This window comes from Streptomyces sp. NPDC032091, from assembly GCF_055580265.1.
Genome location: NZ_JBVILR010000014.1, coordinates 39,923 through 61,940 on the forward strand (window position 1 = coordinate 39,923; position 22,018 = coordinate 61,940).

At 73.3% G+C, this 22,018-nt stretch carries 18 protein-coding genes and 1 tRNA gene; 6 read left to right on the plus strand and 13 right to left on the minus strand.

Annotated elements, in window-relative coordinates; all coding sequences use genetic code 11:
* Nucleotides 1-4 precede the first annotated feature (4 nt).
* Together ACZ5NJ_RS22405 and ACZ5NJ_RS22410 are read left to right on the plus strand one after the other, a co-directional pair.
* A complete protein-coding gene (locus ACZ5NJ_RS22405) occupies nucleotides 5-1,663 on the plus strand; it encodes a penicillin-binding transpeptidase domain-containing protein (RefSeq protein WP_468766867.1) in 1,659 nt (552 codons plus the stop codon).
* Between the two features lie 127 nt (nucleotides 1,664-1,790).
* The gene (locus tag ACZ5NJ_RS22410) at nucleotides 1,791-2,279 is read left to right on the plus strand and encodes a YbaK/EbsC family protein (protein WP_468766868.1); all 489 of its coding nucleotides are present in this window, start codon (nucleotides 1,791-1,793) and stop codon (nucleotides 2,277-2,279) included.
* A 40-nt stretch (nucleotides 2,280-2,319) separates the two neighbouring features.
* Here ACZ5NJ_RS22410 and ACZ5NJ_RS22415 read toward each other — a convergent pair whose 3' ends face one another.
* Genes ACZ5NJ_RS22415 through ACZ5NJ_RS22430 form a run of 4 tightly spaced genes read right to left on the minus strand, consistent with a single transcriptional unit; the run spans nucleotide 2,320 to nucleotide 6,121 of the window.
* Nucleotides 2,320-3,477 carry a serine hydrolase domain-containing protein gene (locus ACZ5NJ_RS22415; RefSeq protein WP_468766869.1) on the minus strand — a complete coding sequence of 386 codons (1,158 nt, stop codon included), beginning with the start codon at nucleotides 3,475-3,477 and terminating at the stop codon, nucleotides 2,320-2,322.
* 28 nt (nucleotides 3,478-3,505) lie between these two features.
* Nucleotides 3,506-4,306, minus strand: coding sequence for an energy-coupling factor ABC transporter ATP-binding protein (locus ACZ5NJ_RS22420; protein ID WP_468766870.1), 801 nt, complete (start codon nucleotides 4,304-4,306; stop codon nucleotides 3,506-3,508).
* On the minus strand, nucleotides 4,303-5,064 hold the full coding sequence (gene cbiQ, locus ACZ5NJ_RS22425) for a cobalt ECF transporter T component CbiQ (protein WP_468766871.1): 762 nt from the start codon (nucleotides 5,062-5,064) through the stop codon (nucleotides 4,303-4,305). The genes ACZ5NJ_RS22420 and cbiQ overlap by 4 nt, the downstream gene beginning before the upstream one ends.
* A gap of 1 nt (nucleotide 5,065) precedes the next feature.
* Nucleotides 5,066-6,121 (minus strand): energy-coupling factor ABC transporter permease, encoded by a 1,056-nt coding sequence (locus ACZ5NJ_RS22430; protein WP_468766872.1) that lies wholly within the window; start codon nucleotides 6,119-6,121, stop codon nucleotides 5,066-5,068.
* 176 nt (nucleotides 6,122-6,297) lie between these two features.
* Between ACZ5NJ_RS22430 and ACZ5NJ_RS22435 the strand changes: the two genes are divergently transcribed.
* Nucleotides 6,298-6,711 (plus strand): SsgA family sporulation/cell division regulator, encoded by a 414-nt coding sequence (locus tag ACZ5NJ_RS22435; protein ID WP_468766873.1) that lies wholly within the window; start codon nucleotides 6,298-6,300, stop codon nucleotides 6,709-6,711.
* A gap of 94 nt (nucleotides 6,712-6,805) precedes the next feature.
* Here the strand turns inward: ACZ5NJ_RS22435 and ACZ5NJ_RS22440 are convergent, their stop codons facing one another.
* Nucleotides 6,806-9,016, minus strand: a complete 2,211-nt coding sequence (locus ACZ5NJ_RS22440; RefSeq protein WP_468766874.1) for an MMPL family transporter — start codon at nucleotides 9,014-9,016, stop codon at nucleotides 6,806-6,808.
* Between the two features lie 146 nt (nucleotides 9,017-9,162).
* Nucleotides 9,163-9,741, minus strand: coding sequence for a TetR/AcrR family transcriptional regulator (locus ACZ5NJ_RS22445; RefSeq protein WP_468767066.1), 579 nt, complete (start codon nucleotides 9,739-9,741; stop codon nucleotides 9,163-9,165).
* A gap of 202 nt (nucleotides 9,742-9,943) precedes the next feature.
* Here ACZ5NJ_RS22445 and ACZ5NJ_RS22450 point away from each other — a divergent pair, with 202 nt between their 5' ends.
* Nucleotides 9,944-13,207, plus strand: a complete 3,264-nt coding sequence (locus tag ACZ5NJ_RS22450) for a S41 family peptidase (RefSeq protein WP_468766875.1) — start codon at nucleotides 9,944-9,946, stop codon at nucleotides 13,205-13,207.
* A 174-nt stretch (nucleotides 13,208-13,381) separates the two neighbouring features.
* On the opposite strand, the gene ACZ5NJ_RS22455 is transcribed toward ACZ5NJ_RS22450, so the two are convergent.
* The 3 genes from ACZ5NJ_RS22455 to ACZ5NJ_RS22465 are packed head-to-tail and all read right to left on the minus strand — an operon-like array spanning nucleotide 13,382 to nucleotide 16,886.
* The gene (locus ACZ5NJ_RS22455; RefSeq protein ID WP_468766876.1) at nucleotides 13,382-14,266 is read right to left on the minus strand and encodes an SDR family oxidoreductase; all 885 of its coding nucleotides are present in this window, start codon (nucleotides 14,264-14,266) and stop codon (nucleotides 13,382-13,384) included.
* Nucleotides 14,263-15,285 (minus strand): alpha/beta fold hydrolase, encoded by a 1,023-nt coding sequence (locus ACZ5NJ_RS22460; protein WP_468766877.1) that lies wholly within the window; start codon nucleotides 15,283-15,285, stop codon nucleotides 14,263-14,265. Before ACZ5NJ_RS22460 ends, ACZ5NJ_RS22455 begins: the two co-directional genes overlap by 4 nt.
* On the minus strand, nucleotides 15,282-16,886 hold the full coding sequence (locus tag ACZ5NJ_RS22465; protein WP_468767067.1) for a flavin-containing monooxygenase: 1,605 nt from the start codon (nucleotides 16,884-16,886) through the stop codon (nucleotides 15,282-15,284). Before ACZ5NJ_RS22465 ends, ACZ5NJ_RS22460 begins: the two co-directional genes overlap by 4 nt.
* Nucleotides 16,887-17,067: 181 nt before the next feature.
* Here ACZ5NJ_RS22465 and ACZ5NJ_RS22470 point away from each other — a divergent pair, with 181 nt between their 5' ends.
* On the plus strand, nucleotides 17,068-17,793 hold the full coding sequence (locus ACZ5NJ_RS22470; RefSeq protein ID WP_468766878.1) for a MerR family transcriptional regulator: 726 nt from the start codon (nucleotides 17,068-17,070) through the stop codon (nucleotides 17,791-17,793).
* Here the strand turns inward: ACZ5NJ_RS22470 and ACZ5NJ_RS22475 are convergent.
* Nucleotides 17,775-18,578, minus strand: coding sequence for an exodeoxyribonuclease III (locus ACZ5NJ_RS22475; protein WP_468766879.1), 804 nt, complete (start codon nucleotides 18,576-18,578; stop codon nucleotides 17,775-17,777). The genes ACZ5NJ_RS22470 and ACZ5NJ_RS22475 overlap by 19 nt on opposite strands.
* Before the next feature lie 38 nt (nucleotides 18,579-18,616).
* Here ACZ5NJ_RS22475 and ACZ5NJ_RS22480 point away from each other — a divergent pair, with 38 nt between their 5' ends.
* Nucleotides 18,617-19,126, plus strand: coding sequence for a GNAT family N-acetyltransferase (locus ACZ5NJ_RS22480; RefSeq protein WP_468766880.1), 510 nt, complete (start codon nucleotides 18,617-18,619; stop codon nucleotides 19,124-19,126).
* Between the two features lie 110 nt (nucleotides 19,127-19,236).
* On the opposite strand, the gene ACZ5NJ_RS22485 is transcribed toward ACZ5NJ_RS22480, so the two are convergent.
* The 3 genes from ACZ5NJ_RS22485 to sepX form a co-directional block, all read right to left on the minus strand.
* On the minus strand, nucleotides 19,237-20,562 hold the full coding sequence (locus ACZ5NJ_RS22485) for a CoA transferase (protein WP_468766881.1): 1,326 nt from the start codon (nucleotides 20,560-20,562) through the stop codon (nucleotides 19,237-19,239).
* 84 nt (nucleotides 20,563-20,646) lie between these two features.
* A tRNA-Ala gene (locus ACZ5NJ_RS22490) sits at nucleotides 20,647-20,720 on the minus strand.
* A 128-nt stretch (nucleotides 20,721-20,848) separates the two neighbouring features.
* Nucleotides 20,849-21,877 carry a divisome protein SepX/GlpR gene (gene sepX, locus ACZ5NJ_RS22495; protein ID WP_468766882.1) on the minus strand — a complete coding sequence of 343 codons (1,029 nt, stop codon included), beginning with the start codon at nucleotides 21,875-21,877 and terminating at the stop codon, nucleotides 20,849-20,851.
* Between the last annotated feature and the right edge of the window lie 141 nt (nucleotides 21,878-22,018).

Here is a 22,018-nt window from a genome sequence, read left to right on the forward strand (position 1 = left end):
AGAAGTGAACGGGGCGGCGAAGGGTGCCATCGTCGGCGGGGTCTTCCTGGCGATGGCCGGCGGTGCGGCGTACGGGGTGATCACCCTGGTGGGTGACAGCGGCGACAGCGGCGCCGGTACCGGCGGCGGCAAGAACGGCGCGGGCGGCACCGGCTCGGTCACCGCGCCGAAGGCGACCGGTCCGGTCACCGACCAGGAGACGGCCCGGGTCGCCAAGGAGTTCCTGGCCGCGTGGGCGTCCGGCGACGCCCGCACGGCGGCCGACCTGACGACCGACGCCCAGGCCGCGCAGCCGGCGGTGGCCGATTTCCGGTCCAAGGGGGTCGTGTCCAAGGCGGTCATCACCCCCGGCACCCCCGACGGCGCCACCGTGCCCTTCAAGGTCGAGGCCGAGATCACCCACGAGGGAACCACCAAGCCCTTCGTCTACGACTCCCGGCTGACCGTCGTCCGCGGCGCCGGCAGCGGCAAGCCGCTCGTCGACTGGCAGCCCTCGGTGATCCACCCCCAGCTCCAGAAGGACGAGCGGCTGCGCGCGGGCACCCCGGCCAGCCCGCCGGTCCAGGCCGTCGACCGCCACGGCAAGGAACTCACGCCCGAGCGCTACCCGTCGCTGCGGCCGGTGCTGGACGCGCTGCGCAAGACGTACGGGCAGACGGCGGGCGGCACCCCCGGCGTCGAGGTGTGGATCGAGCCGGCCACCGCCGACGCCCCCAAGCGGAGCCTGGCGACACTGGTCGAGGGCAGGCCCGGGCAGCTGCGGACCGTCCTCGACGCCGACGTGCAGGCGGCGGCGGAGAAGGCGGTGGGCCAGTACGAGGAGGCCTCGGTGGTCGCGGTCCAGCCGAGCACCGGCGACATCCTGGCGGTGGCCAACCACCGCCGCGACGGCTTCAACGCGGCGATGCTGGGCCGGCGGGCACCCGGCTCGACGATGAAGATCGTGACGGCCGCGATGCTGCTGGAGAAGGGCCTGGTGGCGGCCGACCGGCCGGCGGCGTGCCCGGCGAGCGCCACATGGGACGGGAAGGTCTTCCGCAACCAGGGCGGCTTCTCCCTCCAGGGCCAGCCCTTCTCGACCAGCTTCGCCCGGTCCTGCAACACCGCCTTCATCAGCCTGATCGACGACGTGAAGGACAACGGCGCGCTGCCGAGGACCGCCAAGGAGGCCTTCGGCCTCGGGCTGGACTGGAAGACGGGCATCCCCTCGCAGGACGGCACCGTGCCGGTGACGTCGGGTTCGGCGGCCGCCGCCGAGTACATCGGGCAGGGCGCCGTCCAGATGAACCCGCTGAACATGGCCTCCGTGACGGCGACGGCCCGCACCGGGGTGTTCCGCCAGCCGGTCCTCGTCAAGGCCTCCCTGGACGGCCGCACCCTGGCGACGGCTCCGCGCTCCCTGGCACCGGGGGTGTCGGCGCAGCTGGTGCGGATGATGCGGCAGACGGCAACGAGCGGCACGGCGGCGAAGGCCATGGCCGCGGTCGGCGGCTCCGACAAGGGGGCGAAGACCGGCTCGGCGGAGGTCGACGGCGCGGCCGCGCCGGACAGCTGGTTCACGGGCTTCAGCGGCGACGTGGCGGCGGCGGCCATGGTCGAGGCCGGCGGCCACGGCGCCGACGCGGCGGGCCCCGTCGTGGCAACGGTCCTCAACACCCCCTGACACCCTGGGCCACGGCAAAGGACGAAGCCGGCCCACGGAACCCGGGGCGCAGCCCGGGGAACGGAGGAAGGGCGGGGCGGGGACAAAACACTTCGCCCCCGTCCCGGCACGGCGCTAGCGTCCCGGCATGACGACGACGAGCAGCAGCACCCCGCACCCCCTCTTCGCCCGGGCCCTCGCCGAACTCGGCCTGGACCTCGCCATCCGCACCTTCCCCGAAGGCACCCGCACGGCCGCCGAGGCCGCCGCCGCGGTCGGCTGCGAGCTCAGCCAGATCGTGAAGTCACTGGTCTTCGCCGCGGACGGCGTCCCGGTCCTGGTCCTCATGGACGGCGCCTCGCGCGTCGACGTCGAAGCGGTACGACGTCAACTGGACGCCGTGGAAGTCACCCGCGCCGACGCGGCCCTCGTCCGCGAGACCACCGGCTACGCCATCGGCGGCGTCCCGCCCTTCGGCCACCGCACCCGCACCCGCGTGCTGGCGGACCAGGCCCTCCTGCGGCACGACGTGGTCTGGGCGGCGGCCGGCACCCCGCACACCGTGTTCCCGATGCCCCCGCGCGAACTCGTCACCCTCGCGGCCGCCGAGCCGGCCGACGTCCGCGAACGCCACTGACGGCGACGAGCACCCAAAAAAGCGCCAAAGCGACAAAGCGCTACAGGCAGGAGCGCAGCGCCCGCACCAGCGCCTGCGCGCGCGGGTCGGCGGTGACCGACTTGGCGTGCGCGTTGGTGACGTACCCGAAGCCGATGCCCGCCTCCGGGTCCGCGAAGGCCAGCGAGCCGCCGCGGCCCGGGTGGCCGAAGGAGGCCGGGGACAGCAGCGGCGACGCCGGCCCGTGCAGCATGTAGCCGGGGCCGAAGCGGGTCCCCACGACCAGCACCCGGTCAGGGCCCGCCGCGAACTCGGTGCCGGCCAGCGCGGTGGTCGCCGGGGTGAAGATCCGCGCCCCGTCCTCCACCACCCCGATGGTCGCCGCGTAGAAGCGTGCCAGGGCGCGCGCCGTGCCGATGCCGGCCGATCCGGGCAGCTCCGCCGCCTGGTAGACGGGGTCGTTCTCGTCCGGCTGGGGGTCGATGGCGGCGAAGGCGCGGCGGGTGAGCGACTCCGGGTCGGCGTACGCCTCCGAAACGTTTCTCCTCGGCCGCGTCTTCAGCAGTCCCGCACTCGGCGGCGGCTCGACGGGCGCCACCCGGCCCACCCGGTGCGCCTCGCCCTCCGGCAGGCCGATCCAGAAGTCCAGGCCCAGCGGCTCGGCCATCTCCTCGGCCAGGATCCCGCCGATGGTGCGCCCGGTGGCCCGCAGCACCAGCTCGGACACCAGCCAGCTGAAGGTCTGCGCGTGGTAGCCGTGCGCGCTGCCGGGCTCCCAGAACGCCTGCTGCGCGGCGACCGCCCGCGCCCCCGACACCCCGTCCGCGGCTTCCGCCATGGTCAGGCCCCGGTCCAGGGCGGGGACGCCGGCCTGGTGCGCGAGCAGGTGGCGGACCAGGGTGCGCTCCTTGCCGCCCGCCTTGAACTCAGGCCAGTACGAGCTCACCGGCGCGTCCAGGTCCAGCAGTCCCCGCTGGTGCAGCAGGAGCGGCACGGCCGCGGCCACGCCCTTGGTCGCGGACCGCACGATCGTCGCGGTGTCCTCGGCCCAGGGCTCGGTCCCGTCGGCGTCCTTCGTGCCGCCCCACAGGTCGACGACCTTGCGGCCGTCCCGGTACACGGTCACGGCCGCGCCCCGGTCCCCGAGGACCTCGAAGTTGCGCGCGAAGGCCTCGCGTACGGGCTCGAAGCCCCCGGTCACCACACCCTGGATGTTCACGAGCACACCAACAACCGCGGACCTGCGCTTATGCCGCGGCCACCGAACGCGGGTCGAACCCGAACGGCAGCTCCAGCCGGTGCGCGCCCATCAGCTCCTCGTCGCACAGCAGGTCGCGGGTGCGCCCGTCGGCGGCGATGACGCCTTCGCTGAGGATCACCGAGCGCGGGCAGAGCTCCAGGGCGTAGGGCAGGTCGTGCGTCACCATCAGGACGGTGACGTCCAGGGCGCGCAGGATGTCGGCCAGCTCGCGCCGCGAGGCGGGGTCGAGATTGGAGGAGGGTTCGTCCAGGACGAGGATCTCCGGCCGCATCGCGAGGACGGTCGCCACCGCCACCCGGCGCCGCTGGCCGAAGGACAGGTGGTGCGGGGGGCGGTCGGCGAAGGCGGCCATGCCGACCTGTTCGAGGGCCTCGCGGACCCGCGTCTCCAGCTCGGCGCCGCGCAGGCCGGCGGCGGCCGGGCCGAAGGCGACGTCCTCGCGGACGGTCGGCATGAACAGCTGGTCGTCGGGGTCCTGGAAGACGATCCCGACGCGGCGCCGGATCTCGGCGAGGTTGCGCTTCTCCACGGGCAGCCCGGCCACGGTGACGGAGCCGACGCCGCCGCCCAGGATGCCGTTGAGGTGCAGGACGAGGGTGGTCTTCCCGGCTCCGTTGGGCCCGAGCAGGGCGACGCGCTCGCCGCGGCCGACGGTGAGGTCGACACCGAAGAGGGCCTGGTGCCCGTCGGGGTAGGCGTAGGCGACCCCGGACACCTCCAGCGAAGGCACGGGACGGCTAACGCCAGTGGAGGCCTCAGAAGCCTTAGAGGCGGAGGGAGCGGTCACAGCGTCCAACCCATCAGACAGACGGCGAGCGCCGTCACCGGGAGCACGGCCGAGTACGCCCACTGGGCGCGGGTGGCCGTCACGTCGTCGATCACCGGCATGGAACCGGCGTAGCCGCGGCTGACCATCGCGAGGTACACCCGCTCGCCGCGCTCGTAGGAGCGGATGAAGAGGGCGCCGGCGGTCTTGGCGAGCACCCCCCAGTGCTGGATCCCGCGCGCCTCGAAGCCGCGCGAGCGCCGGGCGATGGACATCCGGCGCAGCTCGTCGGTGATGACGTCCCCGTACCGGATCATGAACGAGGCGATCTGCACGAGCAGCGGCGGCAGCTTCAGCCGCTGGAGGCCCAGCAGCAGGGCCCGCAGTTCGGTCGTGGAGGCGAGGAGCACGGAGGCGGCCACGCCGAGGGTGCCCTTGGCGAGGACGTTCCAGGCGCCCCACAGCCCGGAGACGCTCAGCGACATGCCGAGGACGTCGACCCGTTCGCCCTGCGACACGAAGGGCATGAGCACGGCGAACAGCACGAACGGCACCTCGATCAGCAGCCGTCGCAGCAGGAACCCCGCGGGGATCCGGGCCGCCGCGGCGACGGCGGCCACGAGGACGGCGTACAGGCCGAAGGCCCACATCGCCTCGCGCGGTGTCGACACCACGACGATCACGAAGGCGGCGGTGGCGGCGATCTTGCAGTGCGGCGGCAGCTCGTGCACGGGCGAGTGCCCGTGCCGGTAGAGCTTGTGCGCGTGGCCCGCCCCCATGTCAGCCCGCCGAGGGGGCGGCGGTGGAGGACGCGGTCAGGTCCTGGGCGCGGCGGCGGCGCGCGACCCAGAAGACGCCGCTGCCGACGGCTACGGTCGCGCCGACGCCGATGACTCCGGCGAGGCCGCCGGACAGGCGGGCGTCGTCGACGTCCTTGACGCTGTAGTCGGCGAGCGGCGAGTCGGCGCTGGCGTGCGCCCGCGTCTTGGCGTCGATGCCCTTGTCGGCGGCGACCTTCTCCAGGCCGTCCGGGCTGCTGGAGGCGTAGAAGGAGACGAACCCGGCGAGGACGAGGGCGGTGACCAGGCCGGTCAGCCAGAGCTTGCGGGTGGAGCGGGCGGCGACCGGGACGGGGGCCGCGGCGGGCGCGTCGACGAGTTCGCCGCCGACGCGCAGCTTCAGCGGGGCGGCCAGGCCGCGGGCGCCGTGCACCAGGTCGGGGCGTACGGCGATCACGGCGCCGACGGTCGCGGCGGTGATCAGCGCCTCTCCGATGCCGATGAGCACGTGGACGCCGACCATCGCGGTGAAGACCTTGCCGAGCGGGACGTCGGTGGTGCCGCCGAGGGCGTAGAGGAGGGTGAACATGACGGCCGCGCCGGGCACCGAGAGCAGGGCTCCGGCGAAGGCGGCGACGGTGACCGAGCGCCGGCCGGAGGGCAGGAGCCGCAGCAGGACGCGGAAGACGGCGTAGGAGACGAGGACGGTCACCACGGCCATGTTCAGGATGTTGACGCCGAGCGCGGTCAGGCCGCCGTCGGCGAAGAGGATGCCCTGCATCAGCAGGACGACGGAGACGCAGAGCACGCCGGTGTAGGGGCCGACGAGTATCGCGGCGAGCGCGCCGCCGAGGAGGTGGCCGCTGGTGCCGGCGGCGACGGGGAAGTTCAGCATCTGCACGGCGAAGATGAAGGCGGCGACGAGGCCGGCCAGCGGGGCGGTGCGTTCGTCGAGCTCGCGGCGGGCGCCGCGCAGGCTGACCGCGACAGCGGTGGTGGCCGCCACTCCTGCGGCCACCGAGACGGGTGCGTCGATGAATCCGTCGGGCACGTGCATGGAGCGGCTCCGCTTCCTCTTCCTCACATGGGTGTTTAACCGTTCAAGAGTAGTGCCCACTTGCAAACGATTGGCAAGAGCTGCCGCCGCACAAATACATACGTGCGGTTTCGTGGGAATGTGCGAGGCTGGACGGGCAAACGGACGTAAAAGTTCCGATTCAAGGAGTCCGGTCGATGTCAGCCACCGCCGAGAATCCGCCAGCCACCGCCGCGGCCGTCGAGGAGCGGGTCAGCGCCCGCGTGATCAGCGACGACCCCCTCTACCGCGCGATCCCGGTCGCCCTGCGGTTCGCCCCCGCCGAGCCCCTGGCCGTACGCATCGTCTTCCCCGCCGAGCTCTCCCCCGAGGGCACCGACAACGAGTGGGTCCTCCCCCGCGCGCTGCTGGAGGCCGGCCTGCTCGCACCGACCGGGACCGGGGACGTACGGGTCTGGCCCTGCGGCCGGGTCCAGGCGGTGGTCGAGTTCCACTCCCCTGAGGGTGTCGCCGTCATCCAGTTCGACAGTGCCGTCCTGCGCCGCTTCCTGCGCCGCACGTACGCCACCCCCGGCGCGGCCGCGCGCCCCGCGGCCACCCGTACGGCCTAGCGGGAACGCGGCCGGCCCCGCACCTGGGGTTCCAGATGCGGGGCCGGGACTCACATGCTTCAGAACGTCGGCGAAGCATTAGCCGCCCGACGGGTCAGGCGTTGACGAGCTGGCGCTCCTTGTCGGGGTCCTCCGGGGACCCGGCCTCCGGCGCGGACTCCCCGAGGTGCTTGCGCAGGCTCTCGCCCTCCACGTCCACGTTGGGCAGGATCCGGTCCAGCCACGCGGGCAGCCACCAGGCCTTGTGGCCGAGCAGCGCCAGCACCGCCGGCACGATCGCCATGCGCACCACGAAGGCGTCGAACAGGACGGCGACGGCCAGACCGAAGCCGATCATCTTCACCATCGCGTCGCTGGCGCCCAGGAAGCCGGAGAAGACGGCGATCATGATGACCGCGGCCGCCACGACCACACGGGCACTGAACCGGAAACCGGTCACCACGGCCTGGCCCGGGCGCTCGCCGTGGACGTACGCCTCCCTCATCCGGGTGACGAGGAAGACCTCGTAGTCCATCGCCAGGCCGAACACGACGCCCACCATGAAGATCGGCATCATCGACATGATCGGACCGGTCTGCTCCACCCCGAAGACGGACCCGAGCCAGCCCCACTGGAACACCGCGACGACCGCGCCGAGGGCGGCGACGACCGACAGCAGGAAGCCGAGGGCCGCCTTGAGCGGAACCAGGATCGAGCGGAACACCAGCATCAGCAGCAGGAACGCCAGGCCGACCACGAGCGCCAGATAGGGCAGCAGCGCGTCGTTCATCTTCTGCGAGAAGTCGATGTTCATCGCGGTCGCACCGGTGACGAACACGTCGTTCCCGTTGCCCTCGCGGATCTTGTGGACCAGGTCCTCGGTCTGCGTCGAGGACGGGCGCTCCTTCGGGATCACGCTGATGACGGCGGCGTCCTTGGCCTCGTTCTGGTGCGGCGGGGTCACCGCGACCACGCCCTCCAGCCCCTTGATCCGGTCGACGGTCTTGTCGGCGAGCGCCTTGTCGCCGTCCACGACCACCATCAGCGGACCGTTGAAGCCCGGGCCGAAGCCCTCGGACAGCATGTCGTACGCCTTGCGCTGGCTGGTGGAGACCGGCTTGGAACCGTCGTCCGGCAGGCCCATCTCCAGCTTGCTCGCCGGCACCGCGACGGCGCCGAGACCGATCACACCGACCAGCAGCACCATGATCGGGCGGCGCAGCACGAAGCGGGCCCAGCGGGTGCCGCCGTTGGGCTTCTCCTCGGCGCCGGCCGGGCGGCCCTTGCCGAAGATCTTGCTCTTCTTGCCGGCGGGCAGCACCTTCTTGCCCGCGAAGCCGAGGATCGCCGGGACCAGCGTCAGGGCCACGAGCACCGCGATGACCACCGTTCCGGCGGCCGCGACACCCATCTTGGTCAGCATCGGGATGTTGACGACGGCCAGGCCCACCAGGGCGATGACCACGGTCAGACCGGCGAACACCACCGCGGAGCCCGCGGTTCCGGCGGCGCGGCCCGCGGCCTCGTCACGCTCGCGGCCCTCGGCGAGCTCCACGCGGTAACGGGAGACGATGAACAGCGCGTAGTCGATGCCGACCGCGAGGCCGATCATCATCGCGAGGGTGGAGGTGGTGGAGCCGAGGTCCAGCACGTTGGCGAGCGCGGTGATCGAGGAGACGCCGATGCCGACGCCGATCAGCGCGGTCAGCAGCGGCAGCCCGGCCGCGATCAGCGAGCCGAAGGTGATGACCAGGACGATGCCGGCGATGAGGATGCCGATGGCCTCGCCGGAGCCCGTCTCGGGGGCCTCCATCAGCGCGTCGCCGCCGATCTCCACCTGGAGGCCGGCCTTCTGCGCGTCGTGCCCGGAGTCCTTCAGGGCGTCACGCGTGACGTCCTTCAGCTCCATGCCGCTGACCTTGTACTTCACCGTGATGTAGGTGGTGGAGCCGTCCTGGCTCACGGCCTGCATCCGGTACGGGTCGTCGACGGTGGCGACCTGTGCGGCGCCCTCGCCCTGCTTCAGGCCCGAGATCAGCTTCTCGACCTCGGCCTTGGGCCCCTGGTCGGTGACCTTCGCGCCGGCCGGGGCCTTGACGACGATCCGGGCGGTCGCGCCGTCGGCGGACATGCCCGGGAACTTCTTGTCCAGCAGGTCGAAGGCCTTCTGGGCCTCGGTGCCGGGGATGGAGAACGAACCGGAGGTCGGCGCGGCGGCCGTCGCGGCGCCGAAGCCCGCGGCGAACAGCAGCGCCACCCATATGAGGGCGACGAGGCCGCGGCGCCTGAAGGCGCCGCGCCCGAGCCGGTAGAGGAAGGTGGCCACGTCGTGGTTCTCCCGTTTCAGGTCGTGGGATGGATCCTGCGCCCATACGGCCATGGGCCATGGGCGGATCAGGGCGTGGAAAGCCGGCCCGACGACGAGAGCGGCGTGTCAGGAGCAGCAGGCGGTTCTTGTGCTTCTTGCGGGAATCAGACGCCGAGGGCGGGGAAGACCACGGCGTCGATGAACTGGGTGAGGAACGCCCGGTCGACGGACCGGTCCTCGATCAGCGGCAGGGCGATGAACGCCCCGATGAGCATGTGCGGCACGAAGTCCAGCGCCGGACAGTCCGGGCGGACCTCGCCCCGTTCCACCGCGCGCCGGAGCATGGCCTGGAGGCCGTTGATCTCCGGGTCGACCAGCAGGTCGCGCAGCGCCCGGTGCAGCTCCGGGCTCTCGTGGACGGCATGGGCCAGACCCCGCATGAGAGCGGTGTCCTTGGCCATCTGCGCGTCGTCGGAGTGCTCGACCATGCGGGCGAAGTCACCGCGCAGGGTGCCCGTGTCGATCTCCCGCAGGGAGACCGGCTGGGTACATCGAAGGGCCTTCGCGACCAGCTCCGGCTTGCTCCCCCACTGGCGGTAGAGGGTGGCCTTGCTGGATTTCGTACGGGCGGCGACCGCGTCCATGGTCAGCGCCTCGTAGCCGACCTCGCGCAGGAGGTCGAGGACCGCCTCGTGGAGCTCGGCCTCCCGCTCGGGGGTGATCCGGCTGCGCCGTGCCGACATCGCGTCGGTGACCCGGCAGCTTCCCTTCATCACGACCACCCATCCGAACGAAACGGTTTCGTACACCGGATAGCCTACCTCCGCCCTTAACGAAACGAAACCGTTCCGTTTCGCTACGGCGGTGGCGTCGGTCACACGGGCGGCACCCCATGGAGCACCTGTACGAGTTGCCGGGCCCCCCTGGCGCGGAAAGCATTGTGGGGTGAGTCACGACGTCGCGTACCTCCGCTTCCCGCACCTGCACGACGACCTGCTGTGTTTCGCCACCGAGGACGACCTGTGGGTCGCCCCCCTGGTCCCCGAGGGCCACACCCCGGGCCGGGCCTGGCGCCTCAGCGTCGACCGCACCCGGGTCGGCCACCCCCGCTTCTCGCCCGACGGCCGGCACATCGCGTTCACCACCTGGCGCAGCCTCGACCCCGAGATCCACCTCGCCCCCGTCGACGGCGGGCCGGCCCGCCGGCTCAGCTACTGGGGCTCCACCGACACCCGCGTCTGCGGCTGGGACCCCGACGGCAACATCCTGGCCGTCTCCTCGCACGGGCAGCCGTTCTCGTACTACTCCTGGGCCTACAAGCTGCCCACCGACGGCAGCCCCGGCGGCCGCCTGCCCTGGGGCCCCGTATCCGACATCCAGGTCGCCGACGCCGACGGCGAGCACCGCAGCCTGCTGCTGACCGGCAAGCCCCCGCACGAGCCCGCCGCCTGGAAGCGGTACCGGGGCGGCGCCACCGGCCGGCTCTGGCTGCACGGCAAACGCCTGCTGGAGGACATCGAGGGCCACCTCGAAGCACCAATGTTCGTCGGCGGCCGCATCGCCTTCCTCTCCGACCACGAGGGCGTCGGCAACCTCTACTCCTGCCTGCCCGACGGCACCGGCCTGCGCCGCCACACCGACCACGAGGAGTTCTACGCCCGCCACGCCTCCAGCGACGGCTCCCGCGTCGTCTACCAGTGCGCCGGCGACCTCTGGCTGGTGGACTCCCTCGCCGAGGACGCCTCCCCGCGCAGGCTCGACGTCCGCCTCGGCGGCCCGCGCGCGGGACGGCGTACGTACCAGGTGCCCGCCGCCAGCAACGTCGACTCGCTGTCGGTGGACACCACCGGCCGGGCCAGCGCCGTCGTCGTCCGCGGCAGCCTGTACTGGCTCACCCACCGCGACGGCCCGGCCCGCACCATCGCCGACACCCCGGGCGTACGGGTGCGCCTCCCGGAGATGCTCGGCAGCGGCGGGCAGGTCGCCTACGTGACCGACGCCGAGGGCGAGGACGCCATCGAGATCGCCTACCTCCCCCGCGCCTCCGGCGAGCGCGAGCCGCGCCGGCTGGCCTCGGGCGAGCTGGGCCGCGTCACCGAGCTGCTGTCCGATCCGGCAGGCGAGCGCCTCGCCGTCGCCTCCAACGACGGACGGCTGCTGCTGATCGACGCGACGGAGGAGTCCAACGGGGAGGTCACCGAGCTGATCCGGTCCATCAACGGACCCGTCACCGACCTCGCCTTCTCCCCCGACGGCTGCTGGCTGACCTGGTCGCACCCCGGCATCGGCCACTCCCTGCGGCAGATCAAGATGGCGAAGATCTCCGGTCCGGGCGCGCGCGTCGTCGTCGACGTCACCAACGGCCGCTTCGCCGATGAAAACCCGGTTTTCACACGGGACGGCCGCTATCTCGCCTTTCTGTCGTGGCGCGGGTTCGACCCGGTGTACGACGTCCACACCGGCGACCTGTCCTTCCCGCTGGGCTGCCGGCCGTACCTGGTGCCGCTGTCCTCCGCCACCCCCTCCCCCTTCGCCTTCTCCCCCGACGGCCGCCCGGCGGCGGGCGGGCTCGACCCCGTCGAGGGGGAACCCGGGGAGGGCGACGGCACGGTGACGGTGGAGGTGGAGGGCCTGGAGAGCCGGGTCACCCCCTTCCCCGTGACCGCGTCGAAGTACTCGGCCCTGCACCCCGTGAGCGGCGGCGGACTGGTGTGGCTGCGCTGGCCCATCTCCGGCGCGCTCGGCGAGACCTTCGCCAACCCGGCCGACACCAGCGGCAAGCCGACGCTGGAGCACTTCGACATGACCAAGGCCCGCAAGAGCGAACTGGCCTCCGGGCTGGACTGGTTCGCGGTCAGCGGCGACGGCACCCGTCTCGTCGTCAACGACGACGGTGACCTTCGCGCCGTGCCGGCCACCGAATCGGGTGACGGCGACTCCACCGTCTACCTCGACCTGCGCCGCATCCTGCACGAGGTGGACCCCGCGGCCGAGTGGCGGCAGGCGTACGAGGAGGCCGGCCGGCTCATCCGCGCGTACTTCTGGGAACCGAACATGTGCGGCATCGACTGGAACGCGGTGCTCGGCCAGTACCGGCCCCTGGTCGAACGGGTCGCCTCCCCCGACGAGTTCGCCGACCTGCTGCGCGAGGTCCTCGGCGAACTCGGCACCTCGCACGCCTACGTCTCCCCCGCCCGCCGCAACGAGGGCCCGCCCCACTACCAGCGGGCGATCGGCCTGCTCGGCGCCAACCTGGTGCGCCGGGACGAAGGATGGGTGGTCGCACGGATCCTGCCCGGCGAGTCCTCCGACTCCAAGGCCCGCTCCCCGCTCGCCGGCACCGGCATCCGCGACGGCGCGGTGCTCACCCACGTCGACGGCCGGCCCGTGGATCCGGTCGCCGGCCCCTACCCGCTGCTCGCGGCGGCCGGGGGCACCACCGTGGAGCTGACGTTCACCCCGGCCGAGGGCGAGGGCCGCTCCCGGCGCGTCGCGGTCGTCCCGCTCGTCGACGAACGGCCGCTGCGCTACCAGGACTGGGTGTCCAAGCGCCGCGCCGTGGTCCGCGAGGTCAGCGGCGGCCGCTGCGGCTACCTGCACATCCCCGACATGGGCGGCTCGGGCTGGGCCCAGTTCAACCGCGACCTGCGCATGGAGATGTCCCGGCCCGCCCTGATCGTCGACGTGCGCGGCAACGCCGGCGGGCACATCAGTGAACTCGTCGTCGAAAAACTCACCCGATCGATTCTCGGCTGGGACCTCACCCGCGACGCCCAGCCGGTCAGCTACGCCTCCAACGCGCCGCGCGGGCCGATCGTGGCCCTGGCCGACGAGGCGACCTCCTCCGACGGCGACATGATCACCGCCGCGTTCAAACTGCTCGGCCTGGGCCCGGTGGTCGGCCAGCGCACCTGGGGCGGGGTCGTCGGCATGACGGGCCGGCACACCCTCGGCGACGGCACGGTCATCACCGTGCCGATGAACGCCGCCTGGTTCCCGGAGTACGGGTGGTCGGTGGAGAACCACGGGGTGGAGCCGGACCTGGAGATCATGCGCACCCCGCTCGACTGGGCCGAGGGACGGCACGCGCAGCTCGACGACGCCGTGTACCTGGCGCTGGAACTGCTGGAGCAGGACCCGGCCGCGATCCCGCCCGGCTACACGGACGTCCCGGACGGCCGCCGCCCGAAGCTGCCGCCGCGGCCGTAGCGCGCGGCACGACGCGGCGCGCGGTACCCGTGGCGCACGGCACGAGGGGCGCGACCCGTGAGACGTACGGGTCGCGCCCCTCGCCTGCGTGTGCGGCCGGTGTCAGGACCGGCTGTCGTCGAGCTCGTCACGGACGCCGTCGACCGGCTGCCGCGCCTGCGGCTTCCCTTTTGATCAGAGGCTACGGGTGCGCTCCTGCTCGTCGGCGGCTCCGCCGGCGCCCACCAGCCCCTTGGGCACTCCGGCCAGCCGGGGTTCGAACCGCTTCATCTCGCGCCGCCCGCCCGCCGCGATGACCGCCGGCAGGTAGCCGCGTACGGCCTGCGTGCCCCGCAGCCACCACTGCGCGTACACGTGCGCCGAGCGCCGCTCGATGCCGGCGACGATCCGGTCGACGGCCGGGCCGAGCGGGTAGGTCCGGTTCGCCGGCCAGGGCAGCCGGCCGCGCAGTTCGCGCATCACGTCGTGCTGGTCGGCGCCGCGGACCATGTCGGTGTCGGTCCAGGAGAGGTAGCCGACGCCGACCTTGACGCCCTTGTAGCCGACTTCGGCGCGCAGGCAGTGCGCGAAGGCCTCGACGCCGGACTTGGAGGCGCAGTACGCCGACATCATCGGCGCGGGGGTGATCGCGGCGAGCGAGGCGATCTGGAGGAAGTAGCCGCGGCTCTCCATGAGGACGGGCAGGAAGGCGCGGGCGGTCACCGCCCCGCCGATCAGGTTGACCTCGATCACCCGCCGCCAGGCCTCGGGGTCGGAGTCCACGAAGGGGCCGCCGGAGGCGACGCCCGCGTTGGCGACGACGATGTCCACCTTGCCGAAGCGCTGCTTGACCTCCTGCGCGACCCGGGCCATCGCCTCGTGGTCGGTGACGTCGGCGTACCAGTGGTCGCTGTCGGTGTGCAGCCGCTCGGAGACCTCCTTGAGCGCCTCCGGCTCCAGGCCGACGAGCGCGATCTTCGCGCCGCGGGCGGACAGTTTGCGGGCGAGCAGCTCGCCGACCCCGCGGGCGGCGCCGGTGACGACGGCGACCTGGCCTTCCAGACTGCTGCGAGCACTCACGGCGTCTTCTCCTTCTCGGTCGCGATGGCGGTCGTGGTCATGGTCGGGTCCGTGGTCGTGTCCGTGTCCGTGGTGTCCGTCGCGCTCGGGGCGGCGTGCGGGGCGCTCGTCGCGGGCGCGGCGAGGTACCGGGACGTCAACTCGCGCAGGGCGGAACTCACCGCTTCGGGTGCCTCGACAGGGGTCATGTGCCCCATTCCGGTGAGTTCGGTGAGCCCGACGCAGTGCGGCAGCGCGGCCGCGAGCCCGCGGGCGAGCACGACGGGGGTCAGCCGGTCGTCGCGGCCCACGATGACGGCGGTGGGCACCGTCAGCCGGGCCACCCCCTCGTCCAGGTCGAGGCCGGCCAGCACGTGCGACCACGCGCGGCGCACCCCGGCGGGGCAGGCGTGCACGATCCGTGCGCAGGCTTCCACCCGTTCGGGCGCGGAGCCCGGGCCCATGGTCGCGTACTTGAGGACCGCCCGGGTGGCGGGGGTGACGGGCCCGAGCGGGGCGGGCGACCCCAGCAGTCCCCGGGTCATACGGGTCCGCGCGCGCCCGGGGCGCAGCGGCAGCACGGTCGCCTCCGCGACCAGCCGCGAGCTGCCGGTGCTGCACAGCAGGGCGGCCGCGGCGTGCTCGGCGAACCGGGGGCGGCCGACGGCGGCCATGACGGTCATGCCGCCCATGGAGTGCCCGGCGACGACGGCCCGCTCGCCGGGGGCGAGGGTGGCCTCCAGCACGGCGACCAGGTCGTCGGCGAGGGCGGCGGTGCTGTACGCGGCGGCGGCCGGGCTGCGGCCGTGGCCGCGCTGGTCGTAGGCGATGACGCGATGGTCGCGGGCCAGTTCCCGGATCTGGGCGGCCCAGAAGGCGGTGGAGCAGGTCCAGCCGTGGGAGAGGACGACGGCCGGGGCGCCCTCGGGGCCGTGGACCTCGACGTGGAGGCGGGCCCCGTCGGCGGAGACGGCGACCAGTTCGCGGCCGGCCGCGGGGGGCGCGTACCGCCCGGCGGTGACGTGCGGCGGCCGGCTCATGCCGCGCCCTCGCCGGCGGTGGCCGACTCGGCGGCGGTGGCGGCAGCGGCGGTGGCGGCCGCCGGCGCGGCGGCCGCCGGGCGCTGGGCGGAATCCTCGCGCCCCCGGACCCGTACGACCTCGTACTCGGCCAGGTCGACCGTCAACGTCTCGCGCCGGAACTCACCCGTCGTGCCCGGCCAGACCGTGGTGTTGCGGCCCTGTGCGTCCAGGTACCAGCTGGTGCAGCCGCCGGTGTTCCACACCGTCCGCTCCATCCGCGCCTGCACGCGCCGGTTCCACCGGTTGACGGCGGAGGGGCGGGCGGCGAGCGCGGTGCGGCCGCCGCGCGGGCCGTCGCCGAGCAGTGACAGCTGGTGCAGGTAGTCGGCCATGTAGTTCAGCTGGGACTCGATCATCAGGATCATCGAGCTGTTGCCGAGTCCGGTGTTCGGGCCGATGATCGTCATCCAGTTGGGGAAGCCGGCCGCCGTCGCCCCGCGCAGCGCCTGCATCCCGTCCTTCCAGGTGTCCGCGAGGGTCTGCCCGTCCGCGCCGACCACCCGGTCGGCGATCGGCATGTCGGTGACGTGGAACCCGGTGCCGAAGATGATCGCGTCGACCTCCGCCTCGGTCCCGTCGGCGGCGACGAGGACCGAGCCCCGCACCTCCTTCAGCCCGGAGGCGACCACGTCCACGTCGGGCCGGGCGAGCGCGGGGTAGTACTCGCTGGAGAGCAGGATCCGCTTGCACCCGATCCGGTACGAGGGCGTCAGCCTGGCCCGCAGCACCGGGTCCTTGATGGAGCGCGCCATATTCGCCTTGGCCAGGGCTTCGATGAGCCCGAGTTGGTTCGGCCGCTTGGTGAACGCGCTGACCTGGAGTTCCCGGATCCCCCACAGCAGCCCGCGCCGGGCGGTCTGGGTGAAGGGCAGCTGCCGGTGCAGGCGGCGTTCGAGGGAGCTGATGGCCCGGTCGGTGCGCGGCATGACCCACGGAGGGGTGCGCTGGAAGAGGGTCAGGCGCGCCGTCTTCGGGGCGATGGCGGGGACGATCTGGATCGCGGAGGCGCCCGTGCCGATCATCGCGACGCGCTTGCCGCGCAGGTCGTAGTCGTGGTCCCAGCGCGCGGAGTGGAAGACCTTGCCGGGGAACTCCGCCAGCCCCGGGATCTCCGGCATTTTCGGGTCGGACAGCGGGCCGGTCGCCGACACCACGACGTCGGCGGTGAAGGCGCCCGCCGAGGTGTCGATCTCCCAGCGCAGTTCCTCGGCGTCCCAGCGCATCATCAGGACCTCGTGGCCGAAGCGGATGTGCGGCCGCAGCCCGAACGTGTCGGCGACGTGTTCCAGGTAGGCGCGGATGGCCGGCTGCCCGGAGAAGGTGCGGGGCCAGTCGGGGTTGGGCGCGAAGGAGAAGGAGTACAGGTGCGAGGGGACGTCGCAGGCGCACCCGGGATAGCTGTTGTCGCGCCAGGTGCCGCCGACGGAGTCGGCCCGTTCCAGGACGACGAAGTCCGTGATGCCCTCGCGCCGCAGCCGGACGGCCGCGCCGAGTCCGCCGAAGCCCGACCCGATCACCGCCACCCGTACGTGCTCGCGCCCGTGTCCGCGCCCGTCCATGCCGCTCATGCCCGCCGCCTCCCGCTTCCGCAGTCCGTCCCAGCCACGTCAAGCCACGCCGTCACACTCATCCGAACACTGCCAGCAATCACTGGCACAATCGGGAGCGTAGAGCAGCGCCGTACCCATGGGTAGGGGTCGCGCCCGGAAAGTTACCCGGGGTACGCCCTAGGCTGCGCATGTGGAGACGCGGGGGACGTGGGAGGCGGAGGCGGCCGTGAAGCGCGAGTACCGGACCCAGGAGCTGGCCGAGGCAGCCGGCATCCCGGTGCGCACCCTGCGCTTCTACCGTGAGCGCAGGCTGCTCCCGCCGCCGCGCCGCGAGGGCCGGATCGCCTGGTACGACGACCAGCACCTGGCCCGCCTGCGCACCATCGCCGCCCTGCTGGAACGCGGCCACACCCTCGGCGGCATCGCCGAACTCACCGCCGCCTTCGAGAAGGGCCGCGACGTCGGCCAGCTCGGCGAGCTGCTCGGCATGGGCTGGTCGGACGAGACGCCCGTACGGCTCACGCCGGAGGCGCTGGCCGACCACTTCGAGGGCGAGGTCACCCCGGAGAACCTGGCCGCCGCCCTCGACCTCGGCTACCTCGCCACCGACGGCGAGGAGATCGTGCACGTCAGCCGGCGCCTGCTGGACGTCTCCTCCGCCCTGGTCCGCGAGGGCGTACCGCTCGCCGCGGTACTGGAGACGGGCCGCCGGGTCCGCGCCCACGCGGACGCACTGGCGGAGCTCTTCACCGAGCTGATCTCCGGCCACCTCGGGGAGGAGGCCGTCACCCGGCTGCGGCCGCTCGCCAAGAGCGTGGTCGAGGCCGAACTCACGATGGCGATGGACCGCCTGCACCAGCGGCGCGGCCCTGCGGCGCCCCGGCCGTCCCAGCCGCCTCAGACGCCGCGCTCGTAGACGACGGTCACCGGCGCGTGGTCCGACCAGCGCTCCGGGTGCGTCTCGGCCCGCTCGACGAACGCCTTGACGGCCCGGGCGGCCAGTCCCGGCGTCGCGACCTGGAGGTCGATGCGCCAGCCGGCGTCGTTGTCGAAGGCCCGCCCGCGGTAGGACCACCAGGAGTAGGGGCCCTCGGTGTCGGGGTGCAGGACGCGCACGACGTCCACGTAACCGGCCTCCGAGTAGACCTTCCCGAGCCACTCGCGCTCCTCGGGCAGGAAGCCGGCGTTCTTCCGGTTGGTCTTCCAGTTCTTGAGGTCGGCCTCCTGGTGGCAGATGTTCCAGTCGCCGCACACCACGACCTCCCGGCCGTCGGCGGCCGCGCGCACCTTCAGCGCCCGCAGGTAGGTGTGGAACTCCGCCATGAAGCGGTACTTCTCCTCCTGCTTCTGCGTCCCGGCCTCGCCGGAGGGAAGGTACAGGCTCGCCACGGTGACCCCGGGCAGGTCGATCTCGACGTACCGCCCGCTCGCGTCGAACTCGTCACTGCCGAAGCCCACCTGTACCCGTTCGGGTGAGTTCCGCGTATACAGGGCGACGCCGGCCCGGCCCTTCACGGCGGCCGGCGCGAACACGGTGTGCCAGCCCTCGGGCTCCCGGGCCTCCACCGGAATCTGCGATTCCTCCGCCCGTACCTCCTGCAGGCACACGACGTCGGCATCGGATCCGGCGAGCCACTCCACGAAGCCCTTCTTCGCGGCGGCGCGGATCCCATTCACATTCACGGAGGTCACGGTGAGCATCCCAGCACCATAACCGCAGCCTTCCGTACGATGTTCTGATGTCTCACGGGATACACCTGCGCGCCGTACCGTACGACCACCCGGACGCGCTGAAACTCGACGCCCAGGTCCAGCTCGAATACCAGGAGCGCTACGACGGCGAGGGCGACGCCACCTTCCTCGACCCGGCGATGTTCGTCCCGCCGGCCGGGCTCTACCTCCTGGCGTACGACGCCTCGGACACCCCGGTGGCCAGCGGCGCCTGGCGGGCCCAGGACCACAACGACGAGGGCTACTCGGACGGCGACGCCGAGGTCAAGCGCATGTACGTCGTACCCGAGGCCCGCGGGAAGGGCCTCGCCCGCCGCATCCTGGCCGAACTGGAGGCCGACGCGACGGCGGCCGGGCGCCGCCGGATGGTCCTGGAGACGGGCGACCGGCAGCCGGAGGCGATCGAGCTGTACCTGTCGTCGGGGTACACGCACGCGGAGAAGTTCGGCTACTACCGGGAGTACGAGTCGAGCCGCTGCATGGCGAAGCCGCTGCCGTCGCCCGCCGCCCCCGCCTGACCGAACCGCCGACCCGCCGACCCGCCCGTCGGTACCGCTCCGGGCGCTCGAACGCCGCGCAGGCCACGCACGACCCGCCGCCGGCGTTCGACCGCCCGCCCCCCGCCCCGCTACCGCCCGAGCCACTCCGCCCGGTCGCTCCCCCACCGCGACGGCCCCCGCCGCCACTCCCCGAGCGGACTCGCGGCGTGGCGCAGCGTCCCGTACCCCGACGGCCCCTCCCGCAGCCACGGCCCCGCCGCGTACCCCGGCACCCCGGGCCCCGCCCCCGGGACGTCCCGCACCAGCCACGACGCCGTCCCGGCCAGGGAGAACCGCAGCAGCCCCCCGGTCCCGCCCGCCAGCGCCCTGAGGACGCCCGCCGCGATCAGGTACCCCGTCCCGTGGTCCAACGCCTGCGCCGGCAGCACCCCCGGCACGCCGTCCTCCCCCGCGCACCGCGCGGCGATCCCGTACCCCGCCTGCACCAGCGAGTCGAACCCCCGCCGCCCGGCCCACGGCCCCCGCCTGCCCCACGCGCACAACTCCGCCACCACCAGCCCCGGCCGCCGCTCCAGCAGCTCCCGCCCGCCCAGGCCGAAACGTTCCAGCGCCCCCGGCCGGTAGCCCGTGACGACGACGTCCGCCCCGTCGAGCAGCCCCTCCAGTACCGCCCGGTCCTCCGCCCGCGCGAGGTCCAGCAGCGCCGACCGCTTCCCGAACCCGGTGTCCGCGTACGCGTCGTCCGCCTCCGGCAGCCCCGGGGGGTCGATCCGCAGCACGTCCGCCCCGAGCACGCCGAGCGTGCGCGTGGCGACGGGGCCGGCGATGACCCGGGTCAGGTCCAGCACGCGCACCCCCGAGGCCGGAAGCGAAGCGGCCGCCGGCCCGAGCGGACGCACGCCGCGCGCGTCCCCCCGTACCCACTCCGCCAGCGGCTGCGCGGCCCCGTACTCGGGCGCCACCGCGACGGCCAGCCCGCCCTCCCCGTGGACGAGCTCCTGCACCTCCACGGCGCTACGCCCGGCGAGGGCCCCGCGCACCGCCTCCGGGGTCGCCGGCACGCCGAGGGCCCGTACGAGGGCCGCCTCGTGGTGCGGATAGTTGGCGTGGGTGCGCACCCACCCGTCGGCGGCCCGCCAGAACCCCGACAGCGGGGCGAAGCCCACCGGGGCGCGGCCCTCGATCCGAAGGTGGCGTTCGCTGACGAAAGCCGTCGCCACGGCCCCCTCGTCCACGATCACGGGAGCCGCGTCCAGGGCCGTCCCCCCGGCCCGTACGGCGGCCAGCTCGGCTGCCGCGAGCGCGCACACCCCGACGGTGGCCCGCGCCAACTCGCGCACCGGCAGGGGACCCTCCAGGCCGCTCGGGCCCCGGTACTCCACCCGCTCCGACAGCCCGTCGGCACCGCCGAGGGCTTTCCACGCCTGCGCCGTGGCGCCGTCCTGGTTCGTCATGCGCCCCAGTGTGGCGTGACGGATCTTCAGGGAAAGCAGAAAGTCCCGCCCGATCTTGCGATCGGACGGGACCTTCATCGTCTGTGGACCTGTGGGGATTTGAACCCCAGACCCCCTCGATGCGAACGAGGTGCGCTACCAGACTGCGCCACAGGCCCTTGCGACGTGTGAAACATTAGCATCCCCGCGCCGCTGCTCCAAAACGCGTTCCCGGCCGCGGGCCGGCGGGGCGCGGCGACCACCTCCGGCGGGGTCCTCGCAGGTCACCCGCCGGAGGCCGGGACGTTCACTCGTTCGCGGCGCGCGGCCGGTCGTCGCTTTCGTACTGGTCGAAGAGCGGGGTCCGCCCGGCCTCGCGGCCGCGCGGGCGCGGGGTGGCCGGGTGGGGCTGGGGCTCCGGCTTGGCGGGGGCCGGGCCCGGCTGGGCGCGCAGCCGCGGGTTGGTGGGCTCGGCGGCGCTCGAACGGGTGGCGCTCCAGCCGTCCGGGTTGACCGGCCCGGTGGCGCGCGGGGCGACGGGGGCCGTCACGTACGTGGGCAGCGGGACCGGTACGGGCTCCCAGCTGTCGCCGCGCGCCGGGCCGCGCTCGCGCTCGCGCTGCTGGTCGACCCACTCGGCATGGTCGGTCTGCTCGACGAGCGCGCGGCGCCCGGCCTCCTGGGGGGAGACCGGCGGCGCAGGGTCCGGCTCGGCGGCGCCGGCGGGCTCGGGGTCGCGGCGGCGGGAGCGGCTCTCGCGCAGGGCGCGGGCGGCCGCCTCGGCGCGGCGGCGGTCCATGGTGAACTCGTAGCGCCGGCGTTCCTGGACGCGCAGGTGCACGATGTACGCGCTGAGCAGGAGGGCCGGGACGGCCGGCGCCCACAGGTAGCGCAGCCCGCCGACGGCCGCGGCGATGGCGCCGCCGCTGAAGGCGAGGAAGAGCAGGGCCGTGGTGCGCCGGCGGCGCGCGAGGACCTGGAGGCGCTGCTGGCGACGGACCCGCTCGACCCGTTCGACCTCGACCGATCTCGGTTCGGCCCGGGTCGGGGGCACGCCGAAGGCCCGGGCGTCGGCGTCCACGGAATTCACCGTTTCGGTCGCCGCGTCCGGGTCCGCGTGGGGCTGGGGATCCGCCTGGACTTCACCGCGCTCACGCAGCCCCTTGGCGTAACGGCGCTCCATTCCCGCCCGGCCGGAAAGCAGCCGAATGGCGGTGGAGAAGCGTTCCGTCGGACGCGCTTCGTTCAGCTCGTCCTGCCTCCGGAGCCACATGGGCACCAAGTAGGCGGCCCAGGCCCCGACGATGACTGCGTAGATGAGGCCGCTGCTGCTCACACCCACACCGTAGAGGGGCGCGGCCGGACGGATCAGCCAATTGGGCCGGTGTGTCGCACGATCCGGCTGATATCACCGACTTTTTTTGTGATTCTTCGGATCAGGTTATGGGCGAATCGAGCGGTAATTCGAACGCTTTTG